Below are 25,947 nucleotides of genomic sequence, written 5' to 3'. Positions count from 1 at the left end.
TAAAAAAGCCATTTATAAATAAATCGATTCAGATCATGCCGTCCAGGAAAACATTCCAATATCACGAGGGAACATGTAGAGCTTTCAATAAGCCACCAGATTATTTTAAATCATGATGGATTCACTTATAAAATAAAATTAACGCATAATAAACAGCAAATTTTTATCTTTGGGCCATGAATTGGGAGCACATTGCCGGACAGGAGAATCTGAAAAAGCTTCTCCGGGACAGTATCGATGAAAACAGGGTTAGCCATGCCCAGCTTTTTGTAGGAAAAGAAGGGTACGGAACCTTTCCTTTAGCACTGGCCTATGCCAGGGAAATCCTGCAGCGTGAGCATGAGCATGCTGCTTCAAAAGTGGAGCATCTCAATCATCTTGACCTGCATTTCAGTTTCCCGGTTTATACCGATAACAAAAACTCCTTAAGCAAAAGTAAGTTCGAGTCCTTCAGGGATATGATGATCAGTTCTCCTTATTCAAGCTATGACGACTGGACGGCTTTCCTGGATTCGGAAAACAAGCAGCTTTTTATCTCGGCTGATGAAGTGGATGATCAGAATCAGAAATTCTCCCTGAAAAGCTTTGAAGGAGGTACAAAGATCCTGATTGTATGGCGGGCTGATAAAATGAATGTGGCTGCGGCCAATAAATTCCTGAAGTTCCTGGAAGAGCCACCTGCTAAAACCGTCATTATCCTTACCGCAGAAAGCAGTAACGATATCCTGCCGACCATCCTTTCACGGACACAGATCGTAGAAGTACCAAGAATCACAGATGAGGACCTTGAACAGTATCTTACCAGCCGTCACTCCGTGAATGCAGAAAAAGCAAAAGAAATCATCCATGAAGCTCAGGGAAACATAAATGATGCCCTTAAGCTGCTGCGTTCAGGAAGTAAAAATGAAGAATTCGAAAGGCTGTTTGTCCAGTGGGTGCGGGATGCGTTTCAGGTAAAGAAGAAGCCTCAACAACTGAGGAGCATCATCTCCTGGGCAAGGGATATTGCAGGGTGGAACAGGGAAAAGCAGAAAAATTTCCTCGATTACTGTTCAGAAATATTCAGACTGGCTTTGCTTCAGAACTACCAGTCGGAAAACCTGGTGTACAAAAAGATCAATGCCAACGGTTTTAACTGGCCCGGATTTTCAAAATTTATCAGCGGTGCGAATATTGAGAGCATTCTGGAAGAGATCAATACCGCAGATCTGCACCTTACCCGTAACGGAAATCCTAAAATTATCTGGACGGACCTTGGAATAAAGCTGTCCCGCTACATTCATAAAAGCACCTGAAAAAATTATCTTTTTTAATCATCATATCATCAGGACAGATTGTTGTACTGATGTTTAACTGCTTTTTAGTCAGTTTTTTATATGCGATGCCTGATTTGTGTTTTCATCAATTATTTTTTGGATTGATTATTGAATAGCATCGATTAGCTCTGGCTTTAATCCATATTATATTTTAGTTTAAGCATTGATTTTCATAGTATAATATTAAATAAAAATTAAAAATAAATTAAAAATCAATCAATCGTTTGATTTTATTTAAATCTTGATTATCTTTGCACCCGGAAAATAGAAGTATAATATAAATGGTATCAAAAGAAGAAAATATACTGTTTGCTGCAGAGCGCCTTTTTGCCGAAAAGGGGTTTGAAGGAACCTCCACCCGGGAAATAGCCAAAGCAGCTAATGTAAATATCTCTATGATCTCCTATTATTTCGGTTCTAAGGAAAAGTTGTATGAAAAGCTTGTGGAATACAGGATGAATGAAGGGCAGTTCCTTTCTAAGGATATCATGGAAAGGACCGATATCGATGAATGGGTAAAAATAGAGAAACTGGTAGATCAGTTTACAGAAAGGGTAAAGGTACACAAGTGCTTTTACAGGATCATGCAGCGGGAACAGCTCCATACCAAAAGCCTGCAGATTATAGAATTTCTGAAACAGACGAAATTGAGTTTTATCGGACTGTATTCGCAGATACTGGAAGCGGGGCTGAAGAACGGGGTATTTACCAAGCGGCCTCCCATTTACCTGTTGCATTCTACCGTGAGCGGAACTCTGTTCTATGCATCGAATGCCAAGGAAATGTATAAGGAATTTTTAAACAATACTGATGATGAAGATGTTTTTGATGAAAAATATTACAGCGAACTCAATACACACATTAAATACATATTAAAAGACCTTTTAGGTTATGAAGAAAATAAATAACTCCGTTATTGCACTGGCCCTGTTTGTGGGCGTCGCAAACACAAATGCTCAGGAGAAAAGAACCCTTACCCTTGACGAAGCTGTCCGATTGGGTATACAGAACAGCAAAAACCTGAAAATCGATGCTGCAAAAATCGAAGAGGCTACGGCAGATCTTCTGGAAGCTAAAAACAGGCAGTTACCGGAACTGAAAGTATCCGGAAAGTTATATGTACCTCCCTCTGAAACCCAATATCAACATTAAACTACCGGGTGTTGCCGGAGGTGGTCCTGAAGTCCATCAGGTTGCCTACGGGTCGGCTAACCTTAGTATTCCGATCTACAGCGGTGGAAGAATAAAATATGGGATTGAATCTGCAAAATACCTTGTAGAAGCTTCCAAGCTCAACACCGAAAGTGATAAAACAGCTATCGCTTATAATGTTGCCGAGGCTTACAATAACCTTTTCAAAGCCAACCAGGCGATAAAGGTACTGGAAGAAAACCTTACTGCATCACAGCAAAGGGATGAGACTTTCCTTAAGCTTGAAAACAATGGTGTCATTGCGAGAAATGACCGTTTGAAAGCCAATCTTCAGACGTCCAACATCGAGCTCCAGCTGCTGGAAGCCAAAAACAACTATAATATTGCCAATATCAATATGGACCTGTTGTTAGGGATTCCGGAAACTACCGAAATAGAAGTAGACCAGAACTATATCGAGAGAAGGCGAAGATATTAAGCCGGTAGAATATTATATCAATACCGCAAGGGAAAACCGTAAAGATCTTCAGGCCCTGGAAAAACAGAGACAGGCTGCTGCGCTCGGAACAAAATCCGCAAAAGCAGAGAATCTTCCTTCCATCGCCTTTACAGGAGGTTATGTGGCGGCAGATATACCTAAGTTTCTGACCATTTACAACGCAGTGAACGTGGGCGTGGGAATTTCATATAACCTGTCTAATATCTGGAAAGAAAACTCATCATTAAAACAGTCTAAAGCCCGTGAAATGCAGCTGGCAGCAACCAATGAACTGCTCAATGATAACATTAAGCTTGATGTTAACAGAGAATACCAGAATACAGATTATTCCAAAAAGAGAATTGCTGTCTTCGAGAAATCTGCTGAGCAGGCCAATGAGAATTACAGGATTACCAAAAACAAATATGACAACGGCCTTGCCACTATGACAGAACTATTGGATGCAGACGCAGCACAGATCGCGGCCAATGTAGGGGTGATCAATGCAAAAGCAGATGCAGCGCTGGCCTACAGAAAACTATTACAGACAACAGGAACTTTAACAAATAAATAAAAAATCAAGAACGATATTCAACAATGGAAAATAATACTACACCATCAGCGGAACCAAAAAAGAAAAAAAGTCTGGTTTTCCCTATTATCCTGGCGGTTGTTTTAATCGGAGGAGGAATTTACGGGTATAATACCTACACTTATAGACAGTCTCATGAAGAAACGGATGATGCACAGATCACTTCCAATATGGCGCCGGTAATTTCTAAGATATCGGGTTATGTAACGGAAGTGAAGGTGAAAGATAACCAGTTTGTAAAAAAAGGGGATACTTTAGTGATCTTGGACAATAGGGATCAGAAAATGGCGCTTGAGCAGGCTGAGGCAGCACTGTCAACCGCAAAAAGCAATATCTCCAATGCCCAAGCTTCCACTACAGCAACTTCCAAGAACATAGGTTCTTCACAGGCAGCGGTAACTACAGCCAATGCACAAATTGAAGCTGCTAAAGTCAATGTTTGGAAAACCACTCAGGATCTTAAGAGATATGCCAACCTTGTAAAAGACCATTCTATCACCGAGCAGCAGTATGAGCAGGCTTTAGCGGCAAAACAGACCGCCGACAGACAGCTGCAGGTTTTAATTGACCAGAGAAACCAGATCGCACAGCAGACCAATATCGCCTCTTCCCAGACGGCAGCCAGCTCACAACAAATCAGCGTAGCAGGTTCGGTAGCTAAACAACGTGAAGTAGATGTGGAGAATGCTAAGTTAAACCTCTCATATACCGTTATCCTGGCTCCTGAAGACGGCTATGTCGGAAAAGTTCCTATCCAGGCCGGACAATATCTACAAGCCGGAGCACAACTTTTTGCTTTGGTTAAAAATGACCAGAAGTGGGTAGTGGCCAACTTTAAAGAAACCCAAGTTGATAAAATGGTAGAAGGACAGAAGGTGAAGATAGAAATTGATGCTTTCCCTGATCAGGAATTTGAAGGAGTAGTAAGCTCATTCTCACCTGCAACAGGAGCTACGTTCTCTATTCTCCCTCCCGATAATGCCAGTGGTAACTTCGTCAAAGTGGTGCAAAGGCTTCCTGTGAAGATTGATTTCGTGAACCTTGACAAGAACATTGCTAAAAGGCTGAGAACCGGGATGAACGTGAAAGTGGAGGTTTCCCTTAAATAGTATGATGTATTGATGTAATAAAGTATTTATGTATTCATGACCGGCTCATTCCTTATCCTGCGCTTACAGCAGTATTGATAGGAATAGATGATTATAAATACATTGTACATTGTTATACTTTACATTGCCAAAAAAAATACATCGTATAAAATTATGCAGGATTCATTAGTAGAATACGGAGCCCGGAGGGTGATCATCACGATTACCGCTATTCTGTGTGCTTTGCTTGAAATTGTAGACTCTACCATTGTGAATGTGGCGCTCAACGAGATGAAAGGGAATCTTGGAGCTACGCTTTCCGAAGTGGGATGGGTTATTACCGCCTACGCTATCGGTAACGTAATCATTGTGCCGATGACCAGCTGGCTGTCACAGCAGTTTGGGAGAAGGAACTACTTTGCAGCGTCCATTATCATCTTTACCGTCTTCTCATTTCTCTGCGGAAATGCAACCAACATCTGGGAGCTCGTGTTCTTCAGGCTGATGCAGGGGATAGGAGGAGGAGCACTCCTGGTAACTTCACAGACGATCATTACGGAATCTTACCCGATTGAGAAAAGAAGTATGGCGCAGGCCATTTATGGGCTGGGAGTAATTATCGGCCCTACATTGGGCCCGCCGTTAGGAGGGTATATCGTAGATAACTACAGCTGGCCGTATATTTTCTATATCAATATTCCAATCGGGATTGCAGCTACCTTGATGACGCTTCAGTTTGTAAGAAGCCCGAAATATGCAGAAAAACGTAGAATATCGGATGTAGACTGGATCGGGATTGCTTTACTGGCAGTTACCGTAGGCTCTTTGCAGTTTATCCTGGAAAGAGGACATGAAGAAGACTGGTTTGAGAGCGGCATGATCATAACCTTTACTGCAACTGCAGTCATAGGATTTATTCTCTTCCTCTGGAGGGAGCTTACTTTTAAATATCCTATTGTGGAACTGAGGGTGCTCAAAAACGGGAACCTCCGGATCGGTACTATAATGTCTTTTGTGCTCGGATTCGGGCTGTATGGTTCCACCTTTGTTGTTCCGCTTTATACCCAGAGTATTCTGGGCTGGACAGCCCTCCAATCGGGTGCATTGATGATCCCGGCGGCACTGACTACCGCTTTCATGATGCCGATTATTGGAAAGCTCCTCACCAAAGGGGCCAAACAGCAGATCCTGGTAGCCCTCGGCTTTTTCATATTCTTCATTTACAGTTTCTGGGGATATAAAATCCTTACCCCGGATACCGGGAAGGATGCTTTCTTCTGGATGCTGATCGTAAGAGGAGCCGGATTAGGGTTATTGTTTATCCCGATTACCTCACTTTCACTGAGTACGCTGAAGGGGCAGGAAATCGGTCAGGGAGCTGCTTTTACCGGAATGATGAGGCAGTTGGGAGGTTCCTTCGGGATTGCGGCAATCACCACGTTCATTGCCAATGAAAGCCAGAAACACAGGGTCAACCTGATTTCCCATCTGGATGAAAACAGTTTTGATGTGCAGCAACGTCTGAACGGATTGAAAGCAAGCTTTATCGCGAAAGGGATGACGCCGGATGCGGCCATGAATGCAGCATATAAGATGATGGATCTCTCTGTAACCAAACAGGCTACCGTACTTTCCTATATGGACGTGTTTCTGTATCTGGGATTGGTATTCCTGATCTGTATCCCGTTCATCCTATTTATTAAGGAAAGGAAAAGCAAAGAAAAAATAGATCTCAGCAACGTACATTAACTTTATGTAACCTTATAATAAACCTCCGATACATCTTTCGGAGGTTTTTGTTTACATGGACGAGTCCTTAAGACTGGCCTTATGCATCGTTCCCCATTTGTCCAGTTCTTCTATTACGGGTTTTAATTGATAGCCGATTTCCGTCAGTTCATATTCAACTCTGGGAGGAACTTCCGCGTAAACGGTTCTTGTGACAATTTTATCTTCCTCCAGCCTTCTCAGCTGAAGCGTAAGCATCCGTTCGGTAATGTTCCCCAGACTCTTTCTCAGTTCCCCAAACCTCAGTTTTCCGTTAATAAGATAGCAGCATATAGCAAGCGACCACTGTCCGCCAATGAGCATTGATGCATAAAGTTCAGGACACTCTTCTGTAAGGGCTTTCTTATTGGCAAAATTTGTTGATGTCTCTTTTATTTTAGTCATTACTTACATTTTTTATAGTACCGTACAATGGGTTGCCTATGTTGAAAATGTAAGTTACATCTATTATTTTTGAAATAGAAATTTAGAATATGAAAACATTGATCATCGTTATCCATCCAACTATGGAGATTTCTGTTATTAATAAAAGGTGGGTTGAAGTATTGAATCAGTTTCCGGAGAAATATACAGTATATGAATTATACAAAGCCTATCCGGACGGAAAGTTTAATGTTGAAAAAGAACAGAAATTAATTGAAGCCTATGATAGAATCATATTTCAGTTTCCGTTATATTGGTTCAGCAGTCCGCCATTCCTGAAAAAATGGTTTGACGAAGTACTTTTATATGGCTGGGCCTTCGGAAGCAGGAGTGGCTTTAAAATGCAAGGAAAGAAAATCGCTTTAGCTATATCAGCCGGGATTGATGACGAGGATTTCAGTGCTGCAGGCAAGTATAAATATACAATGAAAGAACTGCTAAGACCCTTTGAACTGACTTTTGAATACGTGAAAGCCGATTACCGCGAGCCATTCGTATATTATGGTCTGGAACAAAACCCTTCATCAGAACATATTGAAGCAAGCATTCCTCTGTATCTGAAGTATATTGAAAAATTATAAAGTCAATAATATGTGCCGCTTCATGAACCGGCAGGCCAAAAAGAAGTATTCAGGTAATTTTGAATGAAGCAGATATAAATTGTACAGTTTTTATGTGCACGTAAAATCTCCGCAGCTTGCAGAAATACCAACTGCAAAATTCCCCTCCCTCGGAGGGGTGGCGAAAATTCAGAGAAATTTTGACGGGGTGGTTTTTAATAACGATTAAAGTGGTGTGATCCACTTAGGAAAAATAATCTGCTAATCTACGAGAAATTAAAAAACCACAAAAGTCACAAAAGTTTTTTTGACACATAAGAATCTTAAGAATCCAGCTTTGAAAACAGAAGAACACATAAGGTTTTAAAAACCTATGGTTTTTATGTGTACGTAAAATCTTTGCAACTTGCGGAAATACCAGCTGCAAAATTCCCCTCCCTCGGAGGGGCGTCAAAAATTCAGAGAATTTTTGACGGGGTGGTTTTTAATAACGATTAAGGTGTTGTGATCCACTTGGGAAAATAATCTGGTAATCCACGAGAGTTTAAAAAACCACAAAAGTCACAAAAGTTTTTTTGACACATTAGAATCTTAAGAATCCAGCTTTGAAAACAGAAGAACACATAAGGTTTTAAAAACCTATGGTTTTTATGTGTACGTAAAATCTCCGCAGATTGAGGAATACCATCTGCAAAATTCCCCTCCCCTCGGAGGAGTGGCGAAAATTCAGAGAATTTTTGACGGGGTGGTTTTTAATAACGATTAAAGTGGTGTGATCCACTTGGGAAAAAAATAATCTGCTGATCCAAGAGAAATTAAAAACTATAAAAGTCACAAAAGTTTTTGACACATGAGAATCTTAAGAATCCAGCTTTGAAAACAGAAGAACAAAGAAGTTTTTAAAAATCTACATTAAATTATCCTACTGACTGATAGTTGTCACAAACTCATCTTATCTTTGTTTCAAATTAATAGTTACAAATGAGTTATTGTTCAGCCATAGAAAATATGCAGCCTGAAAGCAGGAAAGCACTTCATAAAAAGTACCACGATTATCACTACGGGTTCCCGATTCATGATGATAATGAATTGTTCGGAAGGCTCGTCATGGAAATCAACCAGGCCGGACTGAGCTGGGAAACAATCTTAAAAAAAGAGGAAGGATTCAGGGAAGCGTATCACAATTTTGATATTCAAAAGGTAGCTGCGTATGAGGAGGCAGACCGTGAACGGCTGCTTTCCGATCCGGGCATTATCAGGAACAGACTGAAAGTGAATGCGGCTATTGAAAACGCCAAAACTATTTTGGCATTACAGGAAAAATTCGGTTCCTTCGGGAAGTGGCTGGACCATCACCACCCTAAAACGCTGCCGGAATGGATGAAGCTGTTCAAAAAGACCTTTAAATTCACCGGAGGGGAAATCGTCAACGAGTTTTTGATGAGCACCGGATACCTGAAAGGCTGCCATGATGAAAGCTGCCCGGTTTATCATGATGTTTTGAAGCAGAAGCCTAAATGGGCGGAAATATAGTGCTTATAAGTATTTTGAAGACTTTGGTAATCAATGCAAGTGCGAATCCTGATCACCTTATTTTACCTGGCTTTTGATCCTTTCTGTTACCATAGCAATTATTCTTTTGTTGAATGTTTTGCTGTCCGAAATATAACTTTCCAGTTCCTGCTCTGTCAGCATGCCGATACTGACTCCGATTAGTGTGTTTTTCAGTACCGTATCTTTCTGCAGGCTTTTTTCAATCAGATGGTGTTTTTGTTCTGTAGTCAGGGAGCTGAATGCTGGTATCTGCCGGGAGGCATAGCTTGAAAACAATCTCAGATAAAGATCGTTCTGAAGTTTCAGGACCGGTCGCAGGACCTGATTCTGGAAATGCTCTGCCGGAGTACTCGATTCATTATTAGCTATAGATAAGGGAGTTCTTAAATCGGGCTTACTGATCATAAGGTGAAATTTATAGTCAATATACGAACTCTTTGCCATTCAGCCATTATCCGACGGTTGGGGTATCTGCTTCCTTCATGATCTTTTTTTCCTTCATGGTCAGCATCATCCTCTCATACTTGTATTTCTCCCAGTCAAACTGGCTGAGAAAGTCCAGGGCCGCCTGGAAGCCACGGTTAAAAAGTTCCTCCTTTTCCGGTCTCTTCATAAAGAAGTTCAGCCAGCTGCTTTTGCCGCAATTTACAGTCTGAATGCTGAACAGGTGATAAAAGGTATGCTTGGTAAGAAACGATTTATCATTGAATCCTCGTAGGGTGTCAATGATATTTCCGGCATAAGAAAAAGGAGTCTTTAAAATCTGTTCGCTGGTTTTTCCTTTTTCAGAAAGGATATCGGAATCACTGGTGAGCTGTACGCCGAATAAGGGCATCCTCGGGTAAAAAACTTCCTCCGCATGGAACAGGTCGATCGGGAAATTGGAAATGCTGCCGCCATCGATGAAAATCCCCACAGGATAAATGTCTTCCGGTTTTGTGTTCATCCAGAATTTCCAGGCATACTTTACAGAATCATCATCCTTAATAATTCTCTTCTGGAAAGGTTCAAAAAAGAACGGGACCGACATGGAAGCACGTACGAATTCTGCCGGGCTGATATGTTTCAGCTCTTCCTCAGACCAGTACAGGTTGGCCATTGTGGGAAGTTCCACCTTTATTTTGGCATTGATGTCTGTAGTTACTACAATGTATTCAGATTTCAGCTGATAGAAAGGATTATTCTTATAGTAATCATTATTTACGGCGCTTTCATAAAAAATCCTGTACCGGGTCTGGTCGATATGTTCCAGATTATTGTTTTTAATTTTTTCAATATTTTGAAGGGCGATATTGTAGTACTCATACCCGTTTCCGTACCGGTAATTCACATTAAGATCATATTCTTTCTGAACGAATTTCCTGTTCAGGTCAGCGACAGTTGTAATGCCGAACCCATCCAGGGTTTTCCGGATTGTATCCAGGAAAATATCACCGGGATTCAACCCGCTGTTATGCTTTCTGAAGCTGTTGTAAAGCATCTTGATAATCAGAGAAACGATTAAAACCGGAATCAGCGGAATCAGGAACAGCAGTTTGGCTTTTAAAGGTGTTTCCGAAGACAGGGCAAAGGGAATACTGATCAGGGTAATCATAATCACTGCTGCGATTACAGCATTGATGGTGAGGAAATGTTTATTATTGAGCATGGCCCGGACAGTTCTTTTGATAAAGGGCCGGCCGTCCATGAAGTCTGCAAAGTTCCAGCTAAACAGGATATCCCTGATGATTTCGCTTTTCATATCTGCTTTGGTCCTGCATGCGGCGATAAGCATTGTGTTGATAGCTCCTGCGCTCGTGCCTGCCACTTTCAGGAAACGGATCCCGAAAATTTCCAGTCCGTACAGGTAGCCTACCAGTGCTGTTCCCCATACACCACCACCTTCCTGCACAAATTCTACATATTGATGGCCTTCAGCATCCAGGATGTCAGAAAATTCCTTGCCTGAAATGGCGCTATGCAGTGCCGCCAGTTTTTCTTTGGATGCTTTGGAAAGGATATTTCCGTCAAGGATGGTTTGAAGTTCTTCGGTAGTCATAGTTTTTTGGTGTTAGGTGGCGAACGTTAATATGAAAAGATTTCTGCCGCGGTGCCATGAGAAATTAAGTCCTGCCGCATAATTACCATTGCTTCCGCCGGGCATAAATAAAGGTGATGATCACAATCAGCGCCATGAGCCCAAGCGTAAAATAGTAACCGTATTTGTGGTGGAGTTCAGGCATATTATCGAAGTTCATCCCGTATACCCCAGCAATAAAGGTAATTGGTAAGAAGTATACCGAATAAACCGCCAGGACTTTCATCACTTGGTTGGCTTTCTGATCAGACAATGCCAGGAACATAGAAATAAGATTGGTAATCTGGATGTTGAGGTGTTCAAAATCTGCAACCACATCCTTATGCTTGTCTTTTAAATCGATCACTTCTGAAATCTGGAGTTCCAGCAGCCTGAATTTATCAATGGCGTCCGTGGAAACCGTAAGGACTCTGGAGTTCAGTCCCGACTTACGTTTCAGCTTGTACAGCCTTCTGATCTGGTTGGTATGATTGGTATTTTTAAGGAAAATCTCGTTTTCAATATTGTCCATGGTTTCCATCAGGCTGATAGACTCGTCGTCGAAAGTTTTCATGATGATCAGGGCAATCATCAGGGCAATATGAGCAGGACGGATTTCTTCCTTTGTTTTTTCCAGCTGTTGCCGCGTTTCGGTAATGCTTTTGGTTTTCATCCTGTGAACCGTAATCAGCGTATTGCCTACAATGAAGATTCCTATTTTTGTACTGATGTCACTGATGGTATTCAGGTTTTTCCGTTCCATTTCCGTGCTTTCGCGCAGAAGGAAGAATTTTACATCTCCATCCTCCTCATATTTGGGCAGGTGGTTAGGATCCATCGTGTCTTCCAGAAGAAGGGTATTGATGTTGTATTTTTCATGCAGGAGGTCTAAGTCTTCCTGTACAGGTGCTTCCACATCAAGCCATTCGCATTGTGGACCACGGTATAAAGTATTCATTGGCATATGGTAAAAATACTACTATTTTAAAATAGTATGTATGCAATAAGTTCTATATTTGCCAAAATTAAAAAAACGATATGGTTAAAAGTTCAATAAAGGGAATCGGATTCTATGTCCCGGATAATGTTGTTACGAATGATGATCTAGCGGAATTAATGAACACCAATGACGAATGGATCACGGAACGTACCGGGATAAAGGAAAGAAGGCACCGAAAGAACAGGAATGATTCCCAGGAAACCACGGCCTACCTCGCTTTTAAAGCTTCAGAAAAAGCCATAAACAATGCAGGACTCACTGCTAAAGATATAGACTATATTGTTTTCGCCACCCTTTCTCCGGATTATTATTTCCCGGGCTGCGGCGTATTGTTGCAGGAAATGCTGGGCTGTGATACCATAGGAGCCCTGGATGTAAGGAACCAGTGTTCAGGTTTTGTCTATGCGGTGAGTGTAGCCAATGCTTTCATCAAATCCGGAACATATAAAAATATTCTGGTGGTAGGTGCGGAAGTCCATTCATTCGGGCTGGATTTTTCCGATGAAGGAAGAGGTGTTTCCGTGATCTTCGGGGACGGTGCGGGAGCCATTGTCCTTTCTGCGACTCAGGATGAGCAGGCTGGTGATATACTAGCCACGAACATGCATTCTGAAGGTAAATATGCAGATGAACTCTGTACCCAGTTCCCGGGATCCAAATTCGGCTGGAGCGACAGGATGAGAAAAGAGCCTGAGCAGGTGACTTCCAAAGAAGTTTATCCGATCATGAACGGAAATTTTGTCTTCAAACATGCGGTAACCCGTTTCCCGCAGACGATGCAGGAAGCTTTGGACAAAGCTGGAAAAACAATAGAAGACCTGGATATGTTTATTCCGCATCAGGCCAATTTAAGGATTGCCCAGTTTGTGCAGCAGAAATTCGGTCTGTCGGATGATAAAGTATTCAACAACATCCAGAAATACGGAAACACGACTGCCGCATCTATTCCCATCGCTTTAAGCGAAGCCATTGAGAGCGGTAAGATCAAAAGGGGAGACCTTGTCCTGCTTTCTGCTTTCGGAAGCGGATTTACATGGGGAAGCGTCCTTTTCGAATATTAAATAAGAATTTTTTTAAATAAGAATCCGCGGTCTGAAGATGAACTGCCCCCAAAAAGTTAGACACTTTTTAGGGGCATTAATTTATGTATAGAAAAGAAAGATTTAGCGTTGCTTTCAAATTGGAATGTATCGAACTTCACAAAAATTCTTATCGTTCGATTGAATCTATAGCAACAGAAAAAGGATTTAACGAGAGTAATCTTCGCAAGTGGATCGGCTTTTATAACAAGTACGGAATATCGGGATTAGAGCCGAGAAAAAACAAAAGCTATTCCGCAGGGTTCAAGCTTAAAGTGTTGGAAGCCATCAATACGGAGTTCATCTCACAAAGAGAAGCTTGTGTCAGGTTTGATATCCCTGCCCAGTCTACCGTCTTGAATTGGCAGCGTGATTACGAGAAAAGTGGTATTTTAGGTTTGGAAAACAAACCTACAGGAAGACCAAAAAAAATGAGTGATTACAAACGTAAGAAAAGGAAGTCCGACAAGCCATTGACAAGGGAAGAAGAACTTTTATTGGAGAACGAAAGGCTGCGTGCCGAGAACGATTTTCTAAAAAAGCTAGACGCCTTAACTCTCAAAAAGAACAAGCAGAGGCCATCGAAGAATTAAGGCAAAAATATGATCTGTCAGTCCTACTGGATTGTACAGGTATGGCCAGGAGCAGTTTCTATTACCATCAGAAAATGCTTCAGAAGAATGATAAATATGCAGAGATTAAAACCTTGATAAAACAGATCTATCACAGGCACAAAGGGCGGTTCGGATACCGTCGCATCACTTTGGTAATGAAAGAAAAAGGAATTATCATCAATCACAAGACAGTCATGAAACTAATGAAAGTTCTGGGACTCAAAAGTATCATAAGGGTCAGGAAATACCAGTCCTATAGAGGTGAACAAGGCAGTATAGCGCCGAATGTTTTGGAGAGAAACTTCCAGGCAGACCGCCCGAACAGCAAATGGGCAACTGATGTGACGGAGTTCAATGTCTCTGGAAATAAACTGTACCTGTCCCCGATAATTGACCTTTATAACGGAGAGATCATCAGTTACGATCTTTCAGAAAGGCCAGTCTTTGCACAAGTGGTGAATATGCTCAAAAAGGGGCTTAGGAAAATCAGAAATACGGAAAATCTCATTCTCCATTCGGACCAGGGCTGGCAATATCAGATGAAAGCCTATCAGATACTTTTGAAAGAAAAAGGAATCATCCAAAGTATGTCCAGAAAAGGAAACTGCCTGGACAATGCCGTGATAGAGAATTTCTTCGGGACGTTAAAATCTGAGATGTTCTACACCAAGAAGTTTGGAACAATTGATGAACTTAAAAAAGAAATAAAAGAATACATTAATTACTACACAACCACGACAGGATAAGACTCAATCTAAAAGGAAAGAGCCCGGTAATGTACCGAACTCTTTCATCTAATAATATTGTTTAATTTTGTCTAAAATTTTGGGTGCAGTCTAAGAGGCCGCGGATTTTTTATACTTTGATAGGGCTTTAATTTTTCAGCAGCTTTTCGATTAGCTTATTCTGCATTTCCATCAGCTGATTGATCTGATGTTGGTTATTAATTACATTCTCCAATAGATTTTGATCAGTACTGTTGATTGTTGTATCACCAATATTTCCTACAGAAGAATTATTACTTGTTTCTATATTATTATTAACAATAGTATCACCTTCCAGAAAATACTGAGGTTCTACTTTGAAAAAGTCGGCCACTTTCTGCATAAACATAAAGTCTAATTTTTCAATGGCTCCATTTTCAATTTTACTGAGATAGCTTTGGGAGACATCAAGCCGGAAAGCCAGATCTTCCTGGGATATTTCTTTCTGCTCCCTGAGTTTTTTTATTTTAAATCCTATACTGCTGTTCATAATAATGAAAATTGAACTGTAAATATAATGTTTTTACCAGAATATTTTTATTCCAAACGGAATAGCATTTTATTCCTTTTGGAATTGTTAGCTAGGGAAATGTTTTACATCTTTAGAAAAAGTTTCGCGAAATACTTTTAGTGTAGAAAAATTATTATTAATTTCAAAATTCAAAACCATACAGAAAAGAATTTTACTATTGCTTTGTATTATTGCTGGTTTGATAGATATTCATATTTTTTATAAATATAGCTGATCAATTATTTATAGTATTAATAAGAGGAAAATCATTCTTTCTAACGTGAAGATTATCTGTTATTTTATAATAATTCAAAATTATGATTCGTAAAATTGTCCTTTTAATATTTGTCTTTAGTTGCCTGCTTTATTCAGCTCAAAAGGATAAGGCAAGCCTTGAGGTTGTTTACTATTTTAAAATAATTCCGGATTCATTAAATAGAGCAAATTTTACTGAGTCTGATATGATTTTAAGGTGCAATAAATACAAATCGATTTATTTCAGTCCAGCAATGGCAAGTTACTATGCGTATTTAAAGGATTACGCCCAGACTATAGATCCGAAAAAGATTGATGTTAATGCCAATAGACCAGCAATACCTAAAGTCAGACATAATGTATGGAAAGATGGTGAAGGTATAACTACTACCGTTCCTTTGGGAATGTACTTTTATACTTTTAAAGAACCTTCTTTAAATTGGCAGTTAATGAGTGAAACAAAAGAAATTCAAGGAATGAAATGTCAATTGGCAAAAGTTGATACTGAACATGATACTTTTTATGCCTGGTATACTACAGAAATTCCTTTTTCGGATGGCCCCTTTAGATTTAAGGGATTGCCAGGACTTATTCTAGAGGTGTACAATAAAAATAAAACTATAGAATTTTCTGCTGCCAGTATTAAAAAATCTGAAAAAGAGATCATAAAAATGGAAAGAGTTTCGACTATCGATCTACAGGATAAAAAGGATTTTTTTAAAGCAAGAGATAAATGGTTGAAGTATCCATTCAACAATATAGTAAATAAAGATATCGAAAAAAGAGGACTGGAAGAAGTGAAAAAACTTAACGTTTTTTTAGATTAATATAAACTTTTAAAAATGGATTTTATGAAAAAAAATTTTGTTATCGGAGCTTTAGCTTTTTCTGCTTTGTCATTTGCTAATCAAAATGTTGAATCAGCTATGCTAAAAGAAAATGCTAACAGAGGATTATTCGGAGGTGTTTATACTGTTACTTTTACATTACCATGTAATGGTCAGACAATTACTGCTTATTACTACACAACAACTACTGAAGGTACGCAGGCCTTTAATCAAGATTTAGCTTGGGCAGTAAATGTTACGGTTGACGAAAACTGTGGCGCTGGTGCATCAGGGGTCAACAATACAGGGTTCTAGTAAACCTTTAAATTTAGAATTGATGTTGAACTGTATTTATTTACACTTTTGAAAAAATAGATATTACATCAATTATTCTAATTAATAAAGAAGCCGTCTCAAAATGAGACGGCTTCTTCTGTATTACTTGATGCTGAGACTTTTCAGCAGTTTTTCAGTATCCGAATAATCTTCCCCTGAGGCCTTCGCCAGCTGGATCGACTTTTCAGCCCAAATCTTGGCATTTTTATTATCCCCTACTTTATGATACAGGTTGGCCAGCGTATCTGTATTGGCATAATTCTCCTGCTTCTTCACCGATTCCTGCGCCCAGATAATTGCTTTTTCCAGGGAGGCTTTATTGGTCACATTTTCAAAGAAGTTCCACGCAAGGGAATTCAGCTCCTCAGAAGTGGCAGCAGAAGGGTCTTTGTACAGTTCCATGCTCAGCTTCTCATAGGTTGCCATATCTTTGTCCTTTAATGCCCTGCTGGATTTGGCTCTTTTCAGAATCTTTTCAGCTTCATCCTTCGTCAGGAATTTCTGGGTCTCCGCTAAAAAATAAGTGTCATTCCACTTCTTGGTATTGGCATCATAAGCTTTTTTTACGATGGTATTCAGCTTGATGTTCTTATCAATCATCTCATACCGCTCAGCAGGAAGGACTTTCGTAATATCCGCCTTTTTAGACTGGAAAATAGCATACAGAGGGCTCTCCGTACTCTGGATACCGGCCAGAAGCATCTGCACATCTTGCTGGTCAAGGGCTGTTTTGTCTTTGAAATAACGTTCCAGCACCCTTGCTGCAAACGGAGCATCATTATAGATGGTAAGCCCGGCCAGGTTTTTAAGGAATTCAGGATCCTTTTCTCCGTTCTCAAATTTCTGCTTCAGTGAAGTCAGTCTTTTACTCGGATCTTCCGCATCCTTGGCAAACTGGATGAAATCTTTTTCTTCCACATAGCCTAACGTACGGTGTACTTCTTCACCGTTACCGTTAATGAAAAGATAAGTAGGGAAGGCTTTTACGTTGTATTTTTTAGCCAGGTCCACCCCTTCGCCCTTTTCCATATCTATTTTTGCATTGATGAAATGCCCGTTATAATAATCTCCTACAGCCTGAAGCGGGAAAATATTTTTAGCCATCAGTTTACATGGTCCGCACCATGAAGCATAGGCGTCTATAAACACCAGTTTATTTTCTTTCTTGGCTTTAGCCAGGATATTGGCAAAATTACTGTCTTCAAATTTAATCCCCTGCGCCAGTGCCAATGCGCTGATAAACAGAGAGGATAATAGAGCTGTTTTTTTCATGTGTATTTTCATTTCGATACAAATGTAATCATTAAGTTGACACATAAGTCGGATGAAGATGAAAATTGTTACGCCGGAAATTCATAATTATTTTTTTGTCTGGATATTACTTAATTTGGTCTTGTTTGCGGCAGTGGATAAAAATTATTGTAGTCTCCAATTTTTGTATCTTTATGATATGAAAGCAATCCGGCTATGGCAGGATTAAGTCTCCCGGATCATATCGCTTTCATCTACAAGGCTTGACCTTAACAAATACACTTATGGAAAATAATTATCAAAGATTTAGCCTGAAGGTTCAGGACTATATCAAATTCAGACCTGACTATCCTGAGCAGATGCTGGAAAAACTCGAAGAACAGTTGAACCTGGATAACCGTAAGATTATTGCTGATATCGGCTCCGGAACAGGGCTTTCATCAAAACCTTTTTTGGAACATCATTATACCGTCTATGCTGTAGAGCCTAATGATGAAATGAGGAAAGCCGCAGAGGCTATTTATAAGGATTCTGAGAATTTTATCAGCGTAAATGGTGCTTCTGAAAACACCACCCTGGAAGATTCCAGTGTTGATGTCATTTTCTCTGCACAGGCGTTTCATTGGTTTGATCTTCCCAAAACCAAAATAGAATTTGAGCGCATTTTAAAGCCCGGAGGCCACATTGTTTTGGTATGGAACGAAAGGGATGCGTCATCTCCTTTACTGAATGATTATGAAAAAGCACTTTATGACAATATCAGCGAATATAAATTTGTTAATCATAAAAATATCGATGAAGAGAAGATAAAGGCATTTTTCAGCCCCAAAAAAGTAGGGTATATGGAATTGGATCATCAGCAGTGGTTTGATCTCGAGGGGTTCAAAGGCCGTGCACGGTCGTCCTCCTATACGCCGAGATCGGGTGCACTCTATGATAAGATCATGCATGAATTGGAACAGATTTTCAATAGATATCAAACCTCCGGTCTGGTAGATTTCAGATATAAAACAAAGATATATTTCTGCTGAATACCAGCATTAAACATACAAAAGAAGCTGCTTAAAAAAGCAGCTTCTTTATGATTATTATCGCACTTTAGCAGTATTGTCTGTTTTTATTTTCGCGGTATCTGCGGATGCTCCGTGTTCGGAATGGCTTACGGCGGTATCCCCCAGATTGTTTCTCATAAAATTTTTATCGCGTTCATCCTTGAACTCCTCTCTTTTTTCTTTATCCTGTGCACAGCTTCCCAGGAACATCGCTGCCATGGCAGCGCCCAGCCATAATTTTTTCATAGTATATTTTTTTAGTGGTTTGCAATGTATCTTTATCATAACAAATAAAGGACCCTTTATACAGGGACCAAAAAAATCCACAGAAAAGATCTGAGGATTTTCAGGTGCAAATGATGTATCTTCAGATTATTTTGCCGGAGCAGTAGTTGCTGAAGAGTCTGTTCTCATTTTAAGGCTGTCCGGGTTAGACATCTTGGTGCTTGTGGTATCAGTACCCATTGTTGAAGCACTGGTATTGTCCATAGTAGCACTGGTATCTGTTGCGGTAGAATCTGTTGCGCTGGTTGACATGGATGATTCTTTAGTTCCGCAGCTTACTGCAAAAATCCCGATGCTCAGGATTAGAATAACTTTTTTCATAACGTTCTATTTTAATGTATCCTAGCGTAAGCAATAACCATTCCCATTTGAGATTTCTAGAATAATTTACATTAAGTTTATATTAATGATTCATTGTTTTTAACTGCTTATTATGGGTAAGTTGATTATTTGCATCATAGCTAAGAGTCAGGGAGGTTTAATGAGTATGAAACGACAACAGTCATAAAAGCTAGTTGACACTTAAGAATCACGAAGAAAACAGCTTTGAAAACAGGAAGAGCACATTAGTTTTTAAAAACCTACAGTTTTTATGTGCACGTAATATCTTTGCAGCTTGCAAAAATACCAGCTGCAAAATTCCCCTCCCCGGAGGGTTGGCGAAAAATCAGAGAATTTTTGACGGGGTGGTGTTAATAAGGATTAAAGTGGTGTGATTCACCTGGGAAAAATAATCTGTTAATCTGCGAAAGATTAAAAACCACAACAGTCACAAAAGCTATTTGACACTTAAGAATCTTAAGGAGCCAGCTTTGAAAAAAGAAGAGCACATCAGTTTTTAAAAATCTACGGTTTTTATGTGCACGTAAAATCTTTGCAGTTTACGGAAATACAAGCTGCAAAATTCCCCTCCTTAGGAGGGGTGGCGAAAATTTAGAGAATTTTTGACGGGGTGGTTTTTAATAACGATTAAAGTGGTGTGATCCATCTAGGAAAAATAATCTGCTAATCCAAGAGAGATTAAAAAAACACAACAGCCACAAAAGTTTTTTTGACACATAAGAATCATGAAGAAAATAGCTTTGAAAACAGAAGAGCACGTTAGTTTTTAAAAATCTACGATTTTTAAATGCGTGAAAAAATCTGTGTGATATGCTGTGATCTGCGAGAAAATATAAAACTACAGCAGTAATAAAAAGTTTCTTAGTAACCCAGTGGCTAAGGCGTTAAAAGCTACAAAAGAGCATCACCTGCAGCAATGAGTACTCAAAAGGCTCGGCCGGAACGAAGTTCCGGCCGAGCCTTTAAATTATTTAGATGTATACATCGATAACTACCCTAAATACGGATATTTATAATCTTTAGGCGATACAAATGTTTCTTTGATACTCCTTACGGAAGTCCATCTCAGAAGGTTCATTTTAGAACCTGCTTTATCATTGGTTCCTGAAGCTCTTCCTCCTCCGAAAGGCTGTTGGCCTACTACGGCACCGGTCGGCTTATCGTTGATATAAAAGTTTCCGGAAGCATTTTCCAGTGCTTTATACGCTTCGCTGATCGCGTAACGGTCCTGTGCGAATACAGATCCGGTCAGGGAATACGGTGAAGTGGAGTCAACCAGTTTCAGCGTTTCTTTCCATTGTTCATCTTCATAAACATAGATGGAAAGGATAGGACCGAAGATCTCTTCTACCATGCTTTCGTAATGCGGATTGGTGGTCTCAATCACCGTAGGGTGTACAAACCATCCTTTAGAGTCATCATAAGTTCCTCCGATTACTACATTGGCATCACCGGCATTATTTGCTCTGTCGATATAGCCTTTGCATTTTTCAAAAGAATTTTTGTCGATCACGGCATTAACGAAGTTGGACGGATCTTCAGGAGAACCTACTTTGATGGATCCGATCTGCGTTTCCATTACTTTTTTCACGTCTGCCCAGATGGACTTAGGGATATAAGCTCTTGAAGCAGCTGAACATTTCTGTCCCTGATATTCAAATGCACCTCTTACCAAAGCGGTAGCTACTGCTTCTACATTGGCTGAAGGGTGGGCAATAACAAAGTCTTTACCTCCGGTTTCTCCTACAATTCTCGGATATGTTCTGTACTGGTGGATATTGTCACCGATCATTTTCCACATACCTTGGAACACCTTAGTAGAACCGGTAAAATGAAGACCTGCAAAATCACGGTGTGCCAATACTTTTTCAGCTGTTTCCTTACCATCTGTGAAGATCATGTTGATGACTCCGGCAGGAAGTCCGGCTTCAGTTAAAACATCCATGATTACTTTTGCAGAATAAACCTGCTTGTCAGAAGGTTTCCATACTACTACGTTTCCAAGCATTGCCATACATGTTGGCAGGTTTCCGGAAATAGCGGTAAAGTTAAATGGGGTTACTGCAAAGCAAAATCCTTCAAGAGGTCTGTATTCTACGCGGTTCCAGATTCCGTTATCGGATACCGGCTGTTCAGCATACATTTCTGTCATGAATTCTACATTGAACCGTAAAAAGTCGATGAACTCACAAGCGGCATCAATTTCAGCCTGGTGAACATTTTTAGACTGTCCGATCATCGTCGCTGCATTGATGACATCGCGGTAAGGCCCGGCAAGAAGGTCAGCGGCTTTCAGAAAGATGGAAGCCCTCTGTTCCCAACCCAGTTCATTCCATTGCTGTTTGGCTGCTAAAGCTGCATTGATGGCATCATCCACATGCTGCATGGTTCCTTTGTAATAAAAGCCGAAATCATGCGCATGATCCTGAGGAGACTGAAGGGCTACCTTTTCATCGGTCTTCACTTCTTTTCCGTTGATGATCATAGGGATCTCGGTTTTTTCTGCCCACATTTTCTTGTAGGTAGCCAGAAGGCTTTTTACTTCAGGAGAACCCGGTGCGTATGAGTTTACCGGCTCATTAACAGCAAGTGGCACTTGCGAAATTGCTTTTGACATATGATGTTGTATTATATTTTAATTTGTGATGATACAAATTTACAACATTTAATTCGGAGAAAAAATTGATTGACTTCAATTACAGCTTTTCAGATTCCAGGATTTTCAGAACCAGTTTTTCTTCCTGAGTCAGGTCAGCTTTGCCATCATTTTTCTCTATTATTTCCAGCTCGTCAAGATATTTTTTGATCGTGTTGTTTTCATACAGATTGATGACGAGGGGATGAACATAATATTTTTTGCATACCGCAACCGTATTTCCCAGGCGGGATGCTACGATATCCAAGGCTTCTTTTACCTTCTTCTTGTATTCGGCATTGGTTTCCGCGTATCCGATTTCCTTAAATGCGATCAGTGCATTGACGGTTCCGGACCAGGTCCTGAAATCTTTCGCCGTAAAATCCTCACCGCTGATTTCCTTGATGTATTCATTCACCATTCCGGAATCTATGCTGTGCCGGTTTCCATCGTCATCATAATACTGGAAAAGTTCTTTTCCGGGGATGTCCTTGCATTTTTGTACCAGCCTTGAAAGCCTGCTGCTTTTCAGGTCTATATCATGCATGACGCCTTTTTTCCCCTTAAAGCAGAATGATAATTTCTTACCTTTCACCTTAACGTGTTTATCTTTGAGAGTGGTAAGCCCGAACGATCCGTAAAGCTTTTCGTACGCGCTGTTGCCGATCCTGATATTGGTCCGCTGCATCAGGCTTACAATAAGTGCAAGGACCTTTCTCTTTTCAAGATTGCGCAAAGCAAGGTCCTGTTCGATATGCAGCCTGATCTGGGGCAGTGCATAACCGAACTGAAGCATGCGGTAAAACTTGGTGTGGTTTCTTAAAGCATTCCATAAAGGATGATAGCGGTATTGCTTTCTCTTTTTGGCATCAATTCCCGTTGCCTGTAGATGGCCGTTATCCAGCGCGCAGATCCATACATTTTCCCATGCCGGTGGTAGTACAAGCTTATTGATCCGGCTGATCTCATCCTTGTCCTTAATTTTTTCACCGTCTTTATAGTAGGAAAACTTTTTACCCCTTTTTTTCCGGATAATACCGGCGGTTTCCGCATCAGAGGTATAAATAAGATGTACCGCCTTTGCAGAAGCCACCGGATCTTTCATAATTTTGACAATTTTTGAAGGCTTCAGGTGAGAAATGATATCTAAGTCTGAATTTTCCATAAAGTCCGGTTAAGAGTTTTTACACCTTGAAAATAACCATAATAAAAGTCCTATTACGGCTACAACGAGAATGATTCCCCACCACATTCCGGCCTTAAAAATTGTTTCTACTGCTTCACAGCTGGTTAGCATCAGTAAACTCAAAAAGGTAATACTGTATAAGCTCCATTTTTTCATAATAATTTATTTTTATTGGTGATTAATTCTTTTTTAAACCCGGTGATGATCCGGTTTCCATTTTTTAATGGATTTCTTTATATCGTCCCCTGAAACAGATTCGTGCAGTGCCCTGTAGAGTAGTTCTTTAAATTCATCATCATAGGCAAATCTCAGGGCGGCGATCTGGTCAAACTTCAGCTTTTCCTCCACCTCATCAGACCTTTGTCCGAACAGCTCAAAATACCTCTGTTTGAACTCCAGCCTTACCAGCCGGTTCTGAAGTCCCAAAGCATAATGCTGGCGTAACATTATAGCAAGGTAGAGGAGAAGGAAAATAACAACAGAAAACAGGATCCAGGTAAGTTGGTTGCTTTCATCACTACATATCTTATAGATCCCGAAGACTTCCAAAACCATAAGTGCAGGAAGATAAATAAAGTGATGTGGCGCGTAGAATTTCCTGTGATTGCCGTAGTGCTGTGTTTCCATATCTAGCATGTAGCAATAATCTTTCCAAAGGTGAAAACATCAGTTCCAATAGCGGTTTTGCGGAGTTTAAAAATGATTCATGCTGTCATATTCCTGCTCTTTATTCCTGTTTTTTTATATTGGATTTAATCCCCTTCTGAAATCAAATTTTCGTAACTTTCGGTTTTAAAAAATTAAAAAAATGACTTCAAAGGAAAAAGTGGCTGCACTCCGGGAAGAGATGCAGAAAAATAATGTTGATGCATTTATCGTCTATTCTGCTGATCCGCATATGAGTGAATATTTGCCGGAAGAATGGCAGGAAAGATCCTGGCTGTCCGGATTCCTTGGATCTGCCGGATTTGTGGTGATTACCAAAGACAAGGCAGGGCTCTGGACAGATGGAAGGTATTTCACCCAGGCTGCCATTGAGCTCCAGGGTTCCGGGATCGAACTGTTCAAGGACGGGATGGAAGGCACTCCTCACTATATCGACTGGATTATTTCTGAAATTCCGGAAAACGGAAAAGTGGCAGTGAATGCACTGGCAACCTCACATGCCAACTGGGAGCTGCTCTATGAAAAGCTTCGGGCCAAAAATATCACCCTGGTAGACCTTCCGCTCCTGAAAGAGCTCTGGAAAGACCGCGGAACGCCGTCAAAGAACCCAATCTATGTACATCCGGTAGAACGTGCCGGAAAATCGGTAACTGATAAAATTTCTGCTATCCGGAATGCGATGGAAGAACAGGGAGCTACCGTACATATCATCTCCAGCCTGGATGATGTGGCGTGGACCCTTAATCTGAGGGGAAGCGATGTACAGAGTAATCCGGTATTCCTGGGCTATCTGATCATTACCATCAATGATGCCATTCTCTTTACCGACCTGGATAAACTGAGTGTGGAAGCCAGGAAACAGATGGACGAGTCATTTGTGAAAATGATGCCGTACGAGGAGTTTTTCGGCCACCTCAAAATTTGCAGCGACCAGAAAGTCCTGGTTTCTCCCAATAGCAACCAGTCTATCTTTGAAGCATTGAAATATGCCAATACCATTATCAAGGGTCCGGTTCCCGGCAACCTTATGAAAGCCCAGAAAAATGATACCGAGCTGGAAGGTTTCAGGACGGTAATGGTAAGGGACGGCGTAGCGATGGTGAAATTCCTCTACTGGCTGACGCATCAGGCAGGTAAAGAATCTATGAACGAGTATTCCATCGGAGAAAAACTCAGGGATTTCCGTGCACAGGGTGAAAACTTTGTCGGGGAGAGTTTCGGAAGCATTGTCGGATACAAAGATAATGGTGCTATCATGCATTATTCCGCAAAAAGCGAAGGAAGCCATGAAGTGACCAACGATTCGAGCATCCTGGTAGATTCCGGAGGCCAGTACCTGGAAGGAACCACCGATATTACAAGGACACTGGCTTTAGGAGCTGTTTCCGAGGAATTCAAAAGAAACTCGACTTTAGTATTGCAGGGGATGATCCGTTTATCCATGGTGAAATTCCCGAAAGGAACAAAAGGTGTGCATCTGGATGCCATTGCCAGGCTTCCGTTGTGGATGGAAGGCAAAGATTTCAACCACGGGACTGGCCATGGGGTGGGAAGCTTCATGAACGTTCATGAAGGTCCTCAGAACATCAGGAAAGACATGAATCCGCAGGAACTTCTTCCGGGAATGGTGTGTTCCAGTGAACCCGGATTTTACGTAGAAGGACAGTACGGCATCCGTCATGAAAATTTAATAGCCGTTCAGGAAGCGGAGAAAACCGATTTCGGGACTTTCTATGAGTTTGAAACGCTTACGCTGTGTCCGTTCTTTAAAGATACCATCGTTAAAGAGGTGCTTTTGGAAGAAGAAATTGCATGGCTCAATGCTTACCATAGGAAATGTGAAGAAAAACTGGGCCCATATTTAGAGGGTGAGGTGAAAGAGTGGTTTGCAGAACTTGTAAGTCCTTTATAATCAGTAATTACAAGTTGAATATAATCAAATCCTGCTTCAAGCAGGATTTTTGCTGCCTCCGTAAAAACCCGGAGGCAATTTCCGGGATTTCCCTGAGGCGTAGAAATAAAATGAACCGTATCTTTGTCACATATCAGAGAAACATCATTTCACTCTTCATATAACTCAGTATTTATTTAAAGCAGTACCAATCGCCCCGGAAACGGGGTGATTTTTTTTGCTGTT

General features: G+C 40.6%; 27 protein-coding genes. 16 read left to right on the top strand and 11 right to left on the bottom strand.

What is annotated here, in order from left to right:
- Positions 1-176 precede the first annotated feature (176 nt).
- The 7 genes from QE404_RS10350 to QE404_RS10320 all read left to right on the top strand — a co-directional run bounded on the left by QE404_RS10350 (position 177) and on the right by QE404_RS10320 (position 6,375).
- Positions 177-1,295 (top strand): DNA polymerase III subunit, encoded by a 1,119-nt coding sequence (locus tag QE404_RS10350; RefSeq protein ID WP_307453881.1) that lies wholly within the window; start codon positions 177-179, stop codon positions 1,293-1,295.
- 302 nt (positions 1,296-1,597) lie between these two features.
- On the top strand, positions 1,598-2,224 hold the full coding sequence (locus QE404_RS10345) for a TetR/AcrR family transcriptional regulator (RefSeq protein WP_307450203.1): 627 nt from the start codon (positions 1,598-1,600) through the stop codon (positions 2,222-2,224).
- Entirely contained in the window at positions 2,208-2,468 is a 261-nt protein-coding gene (locus tag QE404_RS10340; RefSeq protein ID WP_307453879.1) for a hypothetical protein, read from the top strand. Before QE404_RS10345 ends, QE404_RS10340 begins: the two co-directional genes overlap by 17 nt.
- Positions 2,434-2,946 carry a TolC family protein gene (locus QE404_RS10335; RefSeq protein ID WP_307453877.1) on the top strand — a complete coding sequence of 171 codons (513 nt, stop codon included), beginning with the start codon at positions 2,434-2,436 and terminating at the stop codon, positions 2,944-2,946. The genes QE404_RS10340 and QE404_RS10335 overlap by 35 nt, the downstream gene beginning before the upstream one ends.
- The gene (locus QE404_RS10330) at positions 2,921-3,520 is read left to right on the top strand and encodes a TolC family protein (RefSeq protein WP_373463149.1); all 600 of its coding nucleotides are present in this window, start codon (positions 2,921-2,923) and stop codon (positions 3,518-3,520) included. Before QE404_RS10335 ends, QE404_RS10330 begins: the two co-directional genes overlap by 26 nt.
- A 23-nt stretch (positions 3,521-3,543) precedes the next feature.
- Positions 3,544-4,647: an HlyD family secretion protein gene (locus QE404_RS10325; protein WP_307450200.1), complete on the top strand. Its 1,104-nt coding sequence runs from the start codon at positions 3,544-3,546 to the stop codon at positions 4,645-4,647.
- 153 nt (positions 4,648-4,800) lie between these two features.
- Complete coding sequence (locus QE404_RS10320) at positions 4,801-6,375, top strand: DHA2 family efflux MFS transporter permease subunit (protein ID WP_307450198.1); 1,575 nt, start codon at positions 4,801-4,803, stop codon at positions 6,373-6,375.
- A 51-nt stretch (positions 6,376-6,426) separates the two neighbouring features.
- Here QE404_RS10320 and QE404_RS10315 read toward each other — a convergent pair whose 3' ends face one another.
- The gene (locus tag QE404_RS10315; RefSeq protein WP_307450196.1) at positions 6,427-6,798 is read right to left on the bottom strand and encodes a winged helix-turn-helix transcriptional regulator; all 372 of its coding nucleotides are present in this window, start codon (positions 6,796-6,798) and stop codon (positions 6,427-6,429) included.
- 89 nt (positions 6,799-6,887) lie between these two features.
- On the opposite strand from QE404_RS10315, the gene QE404_RS10310 reads away from it, so the two are divergent.
- Positions 6,888-7,418 (top strand): NAD(P)H-dependent oxidoreductase, encoded by a 531-nt coding sequence (locus QE404_RS10310; protein WP_307450194.1) that lies wholly within the window; start codon positions 6,888-6,890, stop codon positions 7,416-7,418.
- Between the two features lie 960 nt (positions 7,419-8,378).
- Positions 8,379-8,930 (top strand): DNA-3-methyladenine glycosylase I, encoded by a 552-nt coding sequence (locus QE404_RS10305; RefSeq protein ID WP_307450192.1) that lies wholly within the window; start codon positions 8,379-8,381, stop codon positions 8,928-8,930.
- 57 nt (positions 8,931-8,987) lie between these two features.
- On the opposite strand, the gene QE404_RS10300 is transcribed toward QE404_RS10305, so the two are convergent.
- The 3 genes from QE404_RS10300 to QE404_RS10290 form a co-directional block, all read right to left on the bottom strand.
- Positions 8,988-9,356 carry a glyoxalase gene (locus QE404_RS10300; RefSeq protein ID WP_307450190.1) on the bottom strand — a complete coding sequence of 123 codons (369 nt, stop codon included), beginning with the start codon at positions 9,354-9,356 and terminating at the stop codon, positions 8,988-8,990.
- A gap of 46 nt (positions 9,357-9,402) precedes the next feature.
- Complete coding sequence (locus tag QE404_RS10295) at positions 9,403-10,989, bottom strand: patatin-like phospholipase family protein (RefSeq protein ID WP_307450189.1); 1,587 nt, start codon at positions 10,987-10,989, stop codon at positions 9,403-9,405.
- An 82-nt stretch (positions 10,990-11,071) separates the two neighbouring features.
- Positions 11,072-11,971, bottom strand: coding sequence for a magnesium transporter CorA family protein (locus QE404_RS10290; protein ID WP_307450187.1), 900 nt, complete (start codon positions 11,969-11,971; stop codon positions 11,072-11,074).
- A 74-nt stretch (positions 11,972-12,045) separates the two neighbouring features.
- Between QE404_RS10290 and QE404_RS10285 the strand changes: the two genes are divergently transcribed.
- The 3 genes from QE404_RS10285 to QE404_RS10275 all read left to right on the top strand — a co-directional run bounded on the left by QE404_RS10285 (position 12,046) and on the right by QE404_RS10275 (position 14,446).
- Positions 12,046-13,068 (top strand): 3-oxoacyl-ACP synthase III family protein, encoded by a 1,023-nt coding sequence (locus tag QE404_RS10285; protein WP_307450186.1) that lies wholly within the window; start codon positions 12,046-12,048, stop codon positions 13,066-13,068.
- A gap of 83 nt (positions 13,069-13,151) precedes the next feature.
- Positions 13,152-13,679, top strand: coding sequence for a helix-turn-helix domain-containing protein (locus QE404_RS10280; protein WP_307450184.1), 528 nt, complete (start codon positions 13,152-13,154; stop codon positions 13,677-13,679).
- Positions 13,583-14,446 (top strand): IS3 family transposase, encoded by an 864-nt coding sequence (locus QE404_RS10275; protein WP_307454106.1) that lies wholly within the window; start codon positions 13,583-13,585, stop codon positions 14,444-14,446. The genes QE404_RS10280 and QE404_RS10275 overlap by 97 nt, the downstream gene beginning before the upstream one ends.
- A 127-nt stretch (positions 14,447-14,573) precedes the next feature.
- Here the strand turns inward: QE404_RS10275 and QE404_RS10270 are convergent, their stop codons facing one another.
- Positions 14,574-14,954, bottom strand: a complete 381-nt coding sequence (locus QE404_RS10270; protein ID WP_307450183.1) for a helix-turn-helix domain-containing protein — start codon at positions 14,952-14,954, stop codon at positions 14,574-14,576.
- 338 nt (positions 14,955-15,292) lie between these two features.
- Here QE404_RS10270 and QE404_RS10265 point away from each other — a divergent pair, with 338 nt between their 5' ends.
- Together QE404_RS10265 and QE404_RS10260 are read left to right on the top strand one after the other, a co-directional pair.
- Entirely contained in the window at positions 15,293-16,057 is a 765-nt protein-coding gene (locus QE404_RS10265; RefSeq protein WP_307450181.1) for a GLPGLI family protein, read from the top strand.
- 24 nt (positions 16,058-16,081) lie between these two features.
- Positions 16,082-16,372: a hypothetical protein gene (locus QE404_RS10260; protein WP_307450179.1), complete on the top strand. Its 291-nt coding sequence runs from the start codon at positions 16,082-16,084 to the stop codon at positions 16,370-16,372.
- 123 nt (positions 16,373-16,495) lie between these two features.
- Here QE404_RS10260 and QE404_RS10255 read toward each other — a convergent pair whose 3' ends face one another.
- Complete coding sequence (locus QE404_RS10255; protein ID WP_307450178.1) at positions 16,496-17,665, bottom strand: thioredoxin family protein; 1,170 nt, start codon at positions 17,663-17,665, stop codon at positions 16,496-16,498.
- Positions 17,666-17,928: 263 nt separating this feature from the next.
- Between QE404_RS10255 and QE404_RS10250 the strand changes: the two genes are divergently transcribed.
- The gene (locus QE404_RS10250; protein WP_307450176.1) at positions 17,929-18,675 is read left to right on the top strand and encodes a class I SAM-dependent methyltransferase; all 747 of its coding nucleotides are present in this window, start codon (positions 17,929-17,931) and stop codon (positions 18,673-18,675) included.
- 57 nt (positions 18,676-18,732) lie between these two features.
- On the opposite strand, the gene QE404_RS10245 is transcribed toward QE404_RS10250, so the two are convergent.
- The 5 genes from QE404_RS10245 to QE404_RS10225 form a co-directional block, all read right to left on the bottom strand.
- On the bottom strand, positions 18,733-18,942 hold the full coding sequence (locus QE404_RS10245; RefSeq protein WP_307450174.1) for a hypothetical protein: 210 nt from the start codon (positions 18,940-18,942) through the stop codon (positions 18,733-18,735).
- Between the two features lie 126 nt (positions 18,943-19,068).
- A complete protein-coding gene (locus QE404_RS10240) occupies positions 19,069-19,302 on the bottom strand; it encodes a cytochrome C551 (protein ID WP_307450173.1) in 234 nt (77 codons plus the stop codon).
- A 1,012-nt stretch (positions 19,303-20,314) separates the two neighbouring features.
- Positions 20,315-21,940, bottom strand: a complete 1,626-nt coding sequence (gene pruA / locus QE404_RS10235) for an L-glutamate gamma-semialdehyde dehydrogenase (RefSeq protein WP_307450171.1) — start codon at positions 21,938-21,940, stop codon at positions 20,315-20,317.
- A 79-nt stretch (positions 21,941-22,019) separates the two neighbouring features.
- The gene (locus tag QE404_RS10230) at positions 22,020-23,123 is read right to left on the bottom strand and encodes a DNA topoisomerase IB (protein WP_307450170.1); all 1,104 of its coding nucleotides are present in this window, start codon (positions 23,121-23,123) and stop codon (positions 22,020-22,022) included.
- Between the two features lie 210 nt (positions 23,124-23,333).
- The gene (locus tag QE404_RS10225) at positions 23,334-23,771 is read right to left on the bottom strand and encodes a DUF6526 family protein (protein WP_307450168.1); all 438 of its coding nucleotides are present in this window, start codon (positions 23,769-23,771) and stop codon (positions 23,334-23,336) included.
- A gap of 181 nt (positions 23,772-23,952) precedes the next feature.
- Between QE404_RS10225 and QE404_RS10220 the strand changes: the two genes are divergently transcribed.
- The gene (locus QE404_RS10220; protein WP_307450167.1) at positions 23,953-25,722 is read left to right on the top strand and encodes an aminopeptidase P family protein; all 1,770 of its coding nucleotides are present in this window, start codon (positions 23,953-23,955) and stop codon (positions 25,720-25,722) included.
- Positions 25,723-25,947: the final 225 nt, after the last annotated feature.

The sequence above is a fragment of the Chryseobacterium camelliae genome (assembly GCF_030818575.1).
Classification (GTDB): Bacteria; Bacteroidota; Bacteroidia; order Flavobacteriales; family Weeksellaceae; genus Chryseobacterium; species Chryseobacterium camelliae_A.
This window is presented reverse-complemented; position numbering and strand designations above follow the sequence as displayed.

Excerpts from the sequence above, each read along its gene's own strand:
- QE404_RS10285 (WP_307450186.1), top strand. The coding sequence starts at position 12,046 with ATGGTTAAAAGTTCAATAAAGGGAATCGGATTCTATGTCCCGGATAAT.
- QE404_RS10325 (WP_307450200.1), top strand. The coding sequence starts at position 3,544 with ATGGAAAATAATACTACACCATCAGCGGAACCAAAAAAGAAAAAAAGT.
- QE404_RS10260 (WP_307450179.1), top strand. The coding sequence starts at position 16,082 with ATGAAAAAAAATTTTGTTATCGGAGCTTTAGCTTTTTCTGCTTTGTCA.
- QE404_RS10295 (WP_307450189.1), bottom strand. The coding sequence starts at position 10,989 with ATGACTACCGAAGAACTTCAAACCATCCTTGACGGAAATATCCTTTCC.
- QE404_RS10230 (WP_307450170.1), bottom strand. The coding sequence starts at position 23,123 with ATGGAAAATTCAGACTTAGATATCATTTCTCACCTGAAGCCTTCAAAA.
- QE404_RS10220 (WP_307450167.1), top strand. The coding sequence starts at position 23,953 with ATGACTTCAAAGGAAAAAGTGGCTGCACTCCGGGAAGAGATGCAGAAA.
- QE404_RS10335 (WP_307453877.1), top strand. The coding sequence starts at position 2,434 with ATGTACCTCCCTCTGAAACCCAATATCAACATTAAACTACCGGGTGTT.
- QE404_RS10280 (WP_307450184.1), top strand. The coding sequence starts at position 13,152 with ATGTATAGAAAAGAAAGATTTAGCGTTGCTTTCAAATTGGAATGTATC.
- pruA (WP_307450171.1), bottom strand. The coding sequence starts at position 21,940 with ATGTCAAAAGCAATTTCGCAAGTGCCACTTGCTGTTAATGAGCCGGTA.
- QE404_RS10350 (WP_307453881.1), top strand. The coding sequence starts at position 177 with ATGAATTGGGAGCACATTGCCGGACAGGAGAATCTGAAAAAGCTTCTC.
- QE404_RS10270 (WP_307450183.1), bottom strand. The coding sequence starts at position 14,954 with ATGAACAGCAGTATAGGATTTAAAATAAAAAAACTCAGGGAGCAGAAA.
- QE404_RS10340 (WP_307453879.1), top strand. The coding sequence starts at position 2,208 with ATGAAGAAAATAAATAACTCCGTTATTGCACTGGCCCTGTTTGTGGGC.
- QE404_RS10245 (WP_307450174.1), bottom strand. The coding sequence starts at position 18,942 with ATGAAAAAATTATGGCTGGGCGCTGCCATGGCAGCGATGTTCCTGGGA.
- QE404_RS10345 (WP_307450203.1), top strand. The coding sequence starts at position 1,598 with ATGGTATCAAAAGAAGAAAATATACTGTTTGCTGCAGAGCGCCTTTTT.
- QE404_RS10255 (WP_307450178.1), bottom strand. The coding sequence starts at position 17,665 with ATGAAAAAAACAGCTCTATTATCCTCTCTGTTTATCAGCGCATTGGCA.
- QE404_RS10225 (WP_307450168.1), bottom strand. The coding sequence starts at position 23,771 with ATGGAAACACAGCACTACGGCAATCACAGGAAATTCTACGCGCCACAT.
- QE404_RS10315 (WP_307450196.1), bottom strand. The coding sequence starts at position 6,798 with ATGACTAAAATAAAAGAGACATCAACAAATTTTGCCAATAAGAAAGCC.
- QE404_RS10305 (WP_307450192.1), top strand. The coding sequence starts at position 8,379 with ATGAGTTATTGTTCAGCCATAGAAAATATGCAGCCTGAAAGCAGGAAA.
- QE404_RS10240 (WP_307450173.1), bottom strand. The coding sequence starts at position 19,302 with ATGAAAAAAGTTATTCTAATCCTGAGCATCGGGATTTTTGCAGTAAGC.
- QE404_RS10320 (WP_307450198.1), top strand. The coding sequence starts at position 4,801 with ATGCAGGATTCATTAGTAGAATACGGAGCCCGGAGGGTGATCATCACG.
- QE404_RS10265 (WP_307450181.1), top strand. The coding sequence starts at position 15,293 with ATGATTCGTAAAATTGTCCTTTTAATATTTGTCTTTAGTTGCCTGCTT.
- QE404_RS10250 (WP_307450176.1), top strand. The coding sequence starts at position 17,929 with ATGGAAAATAATTATCAAAGATTTAGCCTGAAGGTTCAGGACTATATC.
- QE404_RS10290 (WP_307450187.1), bottom strand. The coding sequence starts at position 11,971 with ATGCCAATGAATACTTTATACCGTGGTCCACAATGCGAATGGCTTGAT.
- QE404_RS10310 (WP_307450194.1), top strand. The coding sequence starts at position 6,888 with ATGAAAACATTGATCATCGTTATCCATCCAACTATGGAGATTTCTGTT.
- QE404_RS10300 (WP_307450190.1), bottom strand. The coding sequence starts at position 9,356 with ATGATCAGTAAGCCCGATTTAAGAACTCCCTTATCTATAGCTAATAAT.